Source organism: Streptomyces iakyrus (assembly GCF_000717055.1).
In the GTDB taxonomy this organism is placed as follows: domain Bacteria; phylum Actinomycetota; class Actinomycetes; order Streptomycetales; family Streptomycetaceae; genus Streptomyces; species Streptomyces iakyrus.
In genome coordinates, this window is the sequence record NZ_JNXI01000074.1 from 1 (window position 1) to 916 (window position 916).

1 pseudogene is annotated in these 916 nt (G+C 69.1%); it reads left to right on the top strand.

Annotation, left to right across the window (positions count from 1 at the left end):
- Positions 1-916, top strand: a pseudogene (locus tag OO68_RS41580) (alpha-1,4-glucan--maltose-1-phosphate maltosyltransferase); the annotation flags it as partial.

Below are 916 nucleotides of genomic sequence, written 5' to 3' on the forward strand. Positions count from 1 at the left end.
TGCCGCTGCTGGTGGAGCGGGAGCGGGCGCTGTACGGCTCGTGGTACGAGTTCTTCCCGCGTTCGGAGGGCACGCGCGAGCAGCCGCACGGCACGTTCGCCACCGCGGCGCGCAGGCTCCCGGCGATCGCGGCGATGGGCTTCGACGTGGTCTACCTGCCGCCGATCCACCCCATCGGCACCACGTTCCGCAAGGGGAAGAACAACACCCTCTCCCCCGGCCCCGACGACGTCGGTGTGCCCTGGGCGATCGGCTCGCCCGAGGGCGGTCACGACGCGGTGCACCCCGATCTGGGCACGCTGGAGGACTTCGTCGCCTTCGTGCGGCGGGCGCGGGAGCTGGGCATGGAGGTGGCGCTGGACTTCGCGTTGCAGTGCTCGCCGGACCATCCCTGGGTGCACAAGCACCCGGAGTGGTTCCACCACCGCCCCGACGGCACCATCGCCTATGCGGAGAACCCGCCGAAGAAGTACCAGGACATCTACCCGATCGCCTTCGACGCCGACATGGACGGTCTGGTCGCCGAGACGGTGCGGGTGCTGCGGCACTGGATGGACGCCGGGGTGCGGATCTTCCGGGTGGACAATCCGCACACCAAGCCGGTGGTGTTCTGGGAGCGGGTGATCGGGGAGGTGAACCGCACCGACCCGGATGTGATCTTCCTGGCCGAGGCGTTCACGCGGCCGGCGATGATGCACACCCTGGCGCAGATCGGTTTCCAGCAGTCGTACACGTACTTCACGTGGCGCAACACCAAGCAGGAGCTGACCGAGTACCTCACGGAGCTGTCGGGTGAGGCCGCCTCCTACATGCGGCCGAACTTCTTCGCCAACACCCCCGACATCCTGCACGCCTACCTCCAGCACGGCGGCCGGCCCGCCTTCGAGGTCCGGGCCGTGCTCGCGGCGACCCTCTC